The following is a 6,038-nucleotide window of genomic DNA, read 5'->3' as shown; positions in this document are numbered from 1 at the left end:
CGAGGAAATCGAGCGGGATTTCGTTGCGGCGGGTCTTGTCGAACAGATAGCGGCTGCCGCGCACCCAGGTCCACATGGCCAGCACAATGGTGAAGGCCACCGCCAGCGAAGCCCAGCCACCCTCGAACACTTTGACGATGTTGGAGGCAAAAAAGCCGACATCGATGAAGCCGAACAGCGCCGTCATGGCGACCGCCACCCACAGCCGCCATTTCCAGATCCGGGTCATGACGACGAACAGCAGCACCGTCGTCACCAGCATGTTGCCGGTCACCGAGATGCCATAGGCGGAGGCGAGCTTGCTCGATTCGCCGAAACCGACGACCAGCAGCATCACCGCCAGCGCCAGCAACAGATTGACGCGCGGCATGTAGATCTGGCCCGACTGCTTCTCCGAGGTGTGCAGGATTTCCAGGCGCGGCAGCATATTGAGCTGCACCGCCTGCCGGGTCAGCGAGAAGGCGCCGGAGATGACCGCCTGGCTGGCGATGACAGTCGCGGCCGTCGCCAGCACGACCATCGGGATCAGCGTCCAGCCTTCGTTCATCTCGAAGAATGGATGGCCGACGACGCCATTCTTGGCCAGCACGAAGGCGCCTTGCCCGGCATAATTGAGCAGCAGGCAGGGAAACACGATCGCCAGCCAGGCCAGCACGATCGGCTTGCGGCCGAAATGGCCGAGATCGGCATAGAGTGCTTCGGCGCCGGTGACGGCGAGGAAGATGGCGCCGATGGTCACGAAAGCGACGTCGGGCGAATTGATCAGGAAGGCGACGATGTAGTGCGGGCTGATCGCCCACAGGATTTCCGGATCGGCGATGATGTGGTTGAGCCCGGAAAGGCCAATTGCCAGGAACCACACCGCCGTCACCGGGCCGAACACCAATCCTACCCCGCCCGTGCCGAAGCGCTGCACCGCAAACACCATGGTAAGAATGACCAGTGTCAGCGGCACGACATAGGGCTGGAAGGTCGGCGTGACGACATTCATGCCCTCAACCGCCGACAGCACCGATATCGCCGGTGTGATGACGGCATCACCGAAGAAAAGCGATGCCCCGACGATGCCGATGCCGAGCATCAGCGCCGAGCGCTTGGGGAAACTGCCGCGCGCCAGCGCCATCAGCGACAGCACGCCGCCCTCGCCGCCGTTATCGGCGCGCAGCACGAACATGATGTACTTGATGGTGACGATGATCGTCAGCGACCAGATGATCAGCGACAGCACGCCGAGGATATCGCCGCGCTCGGCGACATTGCCGCCCGACGACGCCACCAGCGCCTCACGGAACGCGTAGATCGGGCTGGTGCCAATATCGCCATAGACAACGCCGAGCGCGCCTAGCATCAGCACCTCGGGGCTTTGCTGTTCGATTGCCGGATGGCTCGACTGTTCGACGGGTTCTGCCTCGCTACCAGTATTGGTAAGGACCATGGACGACACTCCGATAAGGGGCGGCCCTCTACCTTTGCTGCACTGCAATATCAAGTGCCGCGACGTAATGGCTCCGTATGCGGACCGCATTTGTTGCCGCACCGGCGGATTGTCTCATACGAAACCACGATCCCGCTCCCGGGCCATTTCCTCGACGAGACACAGGCCAAGGGGACCTGAAGGAGGGCCAGACCGGATGGGCGATGATCTGCGGCAGGAAACGATGGCGCTGCTTGTAGCTGACGGCATGTCTTTCTCCTTTGTGTGTCTGCCAGACGAGCGGGCGGGCACGGAAGTGGTCGCGCTCTGGCTGCCAGACATACTCGTCCAACCTGATGAAAACCTGACTTGTACACCCGGCCCAAACAGGTGCGAGGGGTCGGTCTATTACCAAAGGCTCTGAGGGCTGATTCTCTAGGGTTCGGCATTCAATACACCGAGCGCTTGCGGAGGCCGGCGTCGAACCCGCAGTGGGCAGTGTCGGCGACTCTTTCGATAATGCTCTCGCGGAAACGATCAACGGTCTTTACAAGGCCGAGGTGATCCATCGACGCGGACCCTGGCGCTCATTCGAGGCCGTCGAGTTCGCCACGCGCGAATGGGTCGACTGCTTCAACAATCGCTGGCTGCTGGAGCCCATCGGCAACATCCCGCCGGCCGAAGCCGAGGAACGCTACTACGGCATGTTGGATGAACCAGCCATAGCCGCGTGACTCAAACGAAACGGCCACCGGAATGCCCGGGGCAGTTCACATCGCATTTGATGCCAGCTTCATCGTATTTTCTTCGGCTTGGACGGGCACTTGGCAGACCCACAGAGCTGGGAACCCTTTGCCATACTACAACTGTAACATCATATCGGTTTAGCAGGTCAAGCTTTGGTGGTAACCTCATTGGGTAGAATAACTACTTTGGAGGCGAGCAATGGATCGCGATAACAAACGGGCACGTGCAGCTGCAAGATCATCTCAAGGCGTGGGGAGCAGTAGCCTCCGTGACGTTCCAGAGGGGCCATTGAGCGATGTTGCAGAACGGCTGGTAACCGCTAACCCGCGCGATACAGCGCGAAATCTTGGGGGCTTCAAAGGCCTCGGGACGCACGAGCGAACAGCCGTTCGGGGCACTCAACCCGGGCCAGAAACTGACCTCGCGAGATTTGAAAGGCGGACCAATCGTCTTGGACGATCAGCCATCGATCTGGCCGCGACATTAACAGCCGAATTGGGGTACAGCACGGATGACATAGCATTGCAGAAAGTCGGAGCGGCCAGTAATCTAGGCGATTACCTAACGCCAGGGCTGCAAGATGCTATTGTTAATCGCATTGGCAACATGGATCCGCCGTCGCAAGCTCTCGGAGCTTATTACGTTGCGCCACACTTCAGTAAGTTTACTGACGAAAACAAATCTCGCATTCTTGATCAGGCCATTGGATTGGCTTCTTCTGATCCGGATGGCAATGTCAGGATGATGGCATCCAATGCTATTCTCAACATGTATCAACAGTTAGACGCAAACCAACAGGCCCAAGCTCACTCAGTTTTTCCCGGCATGCAAGACATCTTGCCGCACATGCCGCCGCCGCAGCATGCAGCAGAGGAACGGAGTGCGAATCTGGACGGCCACATAGCAGGTATTGAGGCTGCAGTCCGTGATACCGTAGGCCCGCAAACCTCGTATGAACAGCTGCAGCGGGGTGCTCAAATCGGGCGGTCCATAAACCACGCCTTCAATCACGCCCGAGAGGACCTAATGGAGGCCACCAGAAGCAGAGATCGCTCCGGCCGTTGAGGTCTCGGCCATGGTACAGTGACGCTTTCTCTCCCGAATTCCGTTTACGGCCTTGCCGTTTCCAATTCGCTGGCCGTTGACGTACCTGCTTAGTGTAACTTTCAAAAACCACGTCTGCCGGGTGATGCGCTGCAAGCATCGCACCACCCGCTGCGGCATCGATCTGTCGAGCGGCGACATCGCGCGACGCCGGTTCGGTCTCTGAAGCACGCGCAGCATTAGCTACGGCTAATCCGGCAATGGAACAATGCTTTCAACAAAAACGACGCCCCCCAACATAGCCATTAGCATCGCGTGCTCACTCGCCGTGGGCTTCTGTGCGGCAAGTCTTTACGCAACCTTCCGCCACGGCGGCAGCGGCGAGGCTCTGATGGCGTTTGATGTCCGTGCCTTTTGGTTTGAGACGCCCTTCTATTTGGGTTTCGCAACCCCCGTTTTCTATCGGGGCGCGGCTATCGTGCTCTCGACGTCCGCGGTCGTCTTGCTGATTCAGCAGATCGTATTGCGCCGCAAGCTCGAACACCACGGGACGGCTCGTTGGGCTCGAGTGAATGAAATGCGACGCACGGGATATCTGCGACGATACCGTGGCGTGACAGGGCCGGTGTTTGGGAAGACAAGTGCGCCTTTCTGGCCTGGCTACTACCTGACCAATGGCGAGCAGCCTCACAGCCTCATCGTTGCACCGACCCGCGCTGGCAAGGGCGTCGGCATAGTCATTCCAACGCTACTTACATTCAAAGGCTCGGTGATAGCTCTGGACGTCAAGGGGGAGCTCTTTGAGCTCACCTCGAGGGCGCGCAAAGCCGCAGGTGACGACGTGTTTAAATTCGCGCCGCTGGATTCGGAGCGGCGCACAAACTGCTACAATCCGCTGTTGGATCTTATAGCGTTGCCTCCACAGCAGCAATTCACCGAAGCCCGCCGCTTGGCCGCAAACCTGATTACGGCCAAGGGGGAGGGCGCGGAAGGTTTCGTCAGCGGCGCGCGAGATATCTTTGTCGCGGGAATCCTTGCCTGCATCGAGCGGGGCACGCCAACAATCGGCGCCGTCTATGACCTCTTCGCCCAGCCGGGGGAGAAGTTTAAGCTCTTTGCGCGACTCGCCATGGAGACCCAGAACAAAGAGGCACAACGCATTTTCGACGACATGGCGGGGAACGATACGAAAATCCTAACCTCCTACACTTCCGTGCTCGGCGATGGCGGGCTCAACCTGTGGGCGGATCCCGCTGTAAAGGCGGCCACAAGTCGCTCGGACTTTTCGGTCTATGATCTTCGCCGTCGCAGAACGTGCATCTATCTTTGCGTTGGTCCGAACGACCTTGAGGTGATCGCGCCTCTGATACGCTTGTTTTTTCAGCAAATCGTTTCAATTCTGCAGCGGTCGCTGGCCCGCCGGGATGAAAAGCACGAGGTTCTCTTCCTGCTCGACGAGTTCAAGCACTTGGGTAAGCTGGAGGCGATCGAGACCGCAATCACGACTATCGCGGGCTACAAGGGGCGTTTCATGCTCATCATCCAAAGCCTTTCGGCACTGACGGGGGCTTATGGAGAGGCTGGCAAGCAGAATTTTCTCAGCAATACCGGACTGCAAGTGTTCATGGCCACGGCTGATGACGAGACTCCGAACTACATTTCCAAGGCCATCGGTGAATACACGTTTGAAGCCAAATCGATTTCCCACAGCCAGGCGCGAACGTTCGACTGGACCATTCAGAATTCACATCAAGGTGCACCGCTATTGCGTCCCGAACAGGTTCGGCTGCTCGATGACGACTACGAGATTGTTCTCATCAAAGGTCTGCCACCATTAAAATTGAGGAAGGTGCGTTATTTCTCGGATCGCATTCTGAAACGCATCTTTGAACGCCAGACAGGCGCCCTCCCGGAGCCGGCGCCCTTGACGGGAGCAGAGGAGGCGCTCTCCGCCGAATCTCAACTCGATGACCCGCTGTGTGAATTGGCGCAGGACTTTGACGATACAGTTTGATGTGAGGCTGGTGTGGACCCCGCGAAAAAATCCATCCCGTGTAACAGCTTTGTCGCAGGTGCAGGACGCCGGCTTGGAAGGGCCAAGCCCGGCAAGTGGGCTTTGAGCAGCACGTGTCCGAGGCGCTCCGGCCGCTGTTCGATGGTCGAGCTGACGAGCCGCCAACCAACCAGAGGAGCTTCTGCGACTGGAACAGGGGGTTTCGCGAGGTGCTTCAGCGAGGGCAGGATCATCAAGCCGCCTCGTCTTTTTTCAGCAACCCAGGGATGCCCGCTGGACGGGATGACCTCAACAGAAGCGTGTCGGAGGCTTTCGCAAGCTCTGGGACGCCGGAGTTCGGGCCGCCGCCCCCAGTCTTGGCTGCCAGCCAACAGCAGATCCGCCCTTCGCCGGATGAGCTTGACCAGGGCAACCACCTGCCACCCGAGTGAGTCGTCCCAACAATGAACATTCACCAGCGCTGTTGTGGCCAGCGCAGACGCAGATGGCCCTGAATACGCTGCAAGCCGTCGCCATTCAGCAGCAGCTGAGCGAAATCGGCAATTCAGGCGGCCGCGTGCATATGCAGAGAGGGGCTGATGCGATCTCCGGACCGGTAGCTCTCGCCGTAATTGATCAGGCTGGTACTGTTGGAAGACTTGATCAGCCTCGTCACCCCAATCTCCAGCATAGCTCACTGTCACGCGGCCAACGTCCCTCCGTAGCTAACATCTACGTCAGCGTTGAAGAAGTACCCTGCGCCACGGGATGTTTTGACCAGGCGAGGGTTGGCCGCATCAGCCTCCAGCTTTCGGCGCAAGCGCATGATTAGGACATCGA

Annotated in this window: 4 protein-coding genes and 1 pseudogene; 3 read left to right on the top strand and 2 right to left on the bottom strand. The window is 58.8% G+C overall.

Features of this window, described 5'->3' with window-relative positions; translation table 11 throughout:
- Nucleotides 1-1,435, bottom strand: a 1,435-nt coding sequence (locus NKI99_RS33265) for a potassium transporter Kup (protein WP_352613672.1), incomplete at its 3' end; no start/stop codon positions are given.
- Between the two features lie 443 nt (nucleotides 1,436-1,878).
- Between NKI99_RS33265 and NKI99_RS33260 the strand changes: the two are divergent.
- The 3 genes and pseudogenes from NKI99_RS33260 to virD4 form a co-directional block, all read left to right on the top strand.
- Nucleotides 1,879-2,148, top strand: a pseudogene (locus NKI99_RS33260) (integrase core domain-containing protein); the annotation flags it as partial.
- Nucleotides 2,149-2,449: 301 nt separating this feature from the next.
- Nucleotides 2,450-3,226 (top strand): hypothetical protein, encoded by a 777-nt coding sequence (locus NKI99_RS33255; protein WP_245260339.1) that lies wholly within the window; start codon nucleotides 2,450-2,452, stop codon nucleotides 3,224-3,226.
- 247 nt (nucleotides 3,227-3,473) lie between these two features.
- On the top strand, nucleotides 3,474-5,219 hold the full coding sequence (gene virD4 / locus NKI99_RS33250; RefSeq protein WP_352613670.1) for a type IV secretion system ATPase VirD4: 1,746 nt from the start codon (nucleotides 3,474-3,476) through the stop codon (nucleotides 5,217-5,219).
- A gap of 679 nt (nucleotides 5,220-5,898) precedes the next feature.
- On the opposite strand, the gene NKI99_RS33245 is transcribed toward virD4, so the two are convergent.
- The coding region (locus tag NKI99_RS33245; RefSeq protein ID WP_352546282.1) for a winged helix-turn-helix domain-containing protein at nucleotides 5,899-6,038 on the bottom strand (140 nt) is incomplete at its 5' end.

Source organism: Mesorhizobium sp. M0239, from assembly GCF_040321815.1.
Classification (GTDB): domain Bacteria; phylum Pseudomonadota; class Alphaproteobacteria; order Rhizobiales; family Rhizobiaceae; genus Mesorhizobium.
The sequence above is the reverse complement of the archived record's forward strand: the minus strand, read 5'-3'. Positions and strand labels throughout refer to the sequence as shown.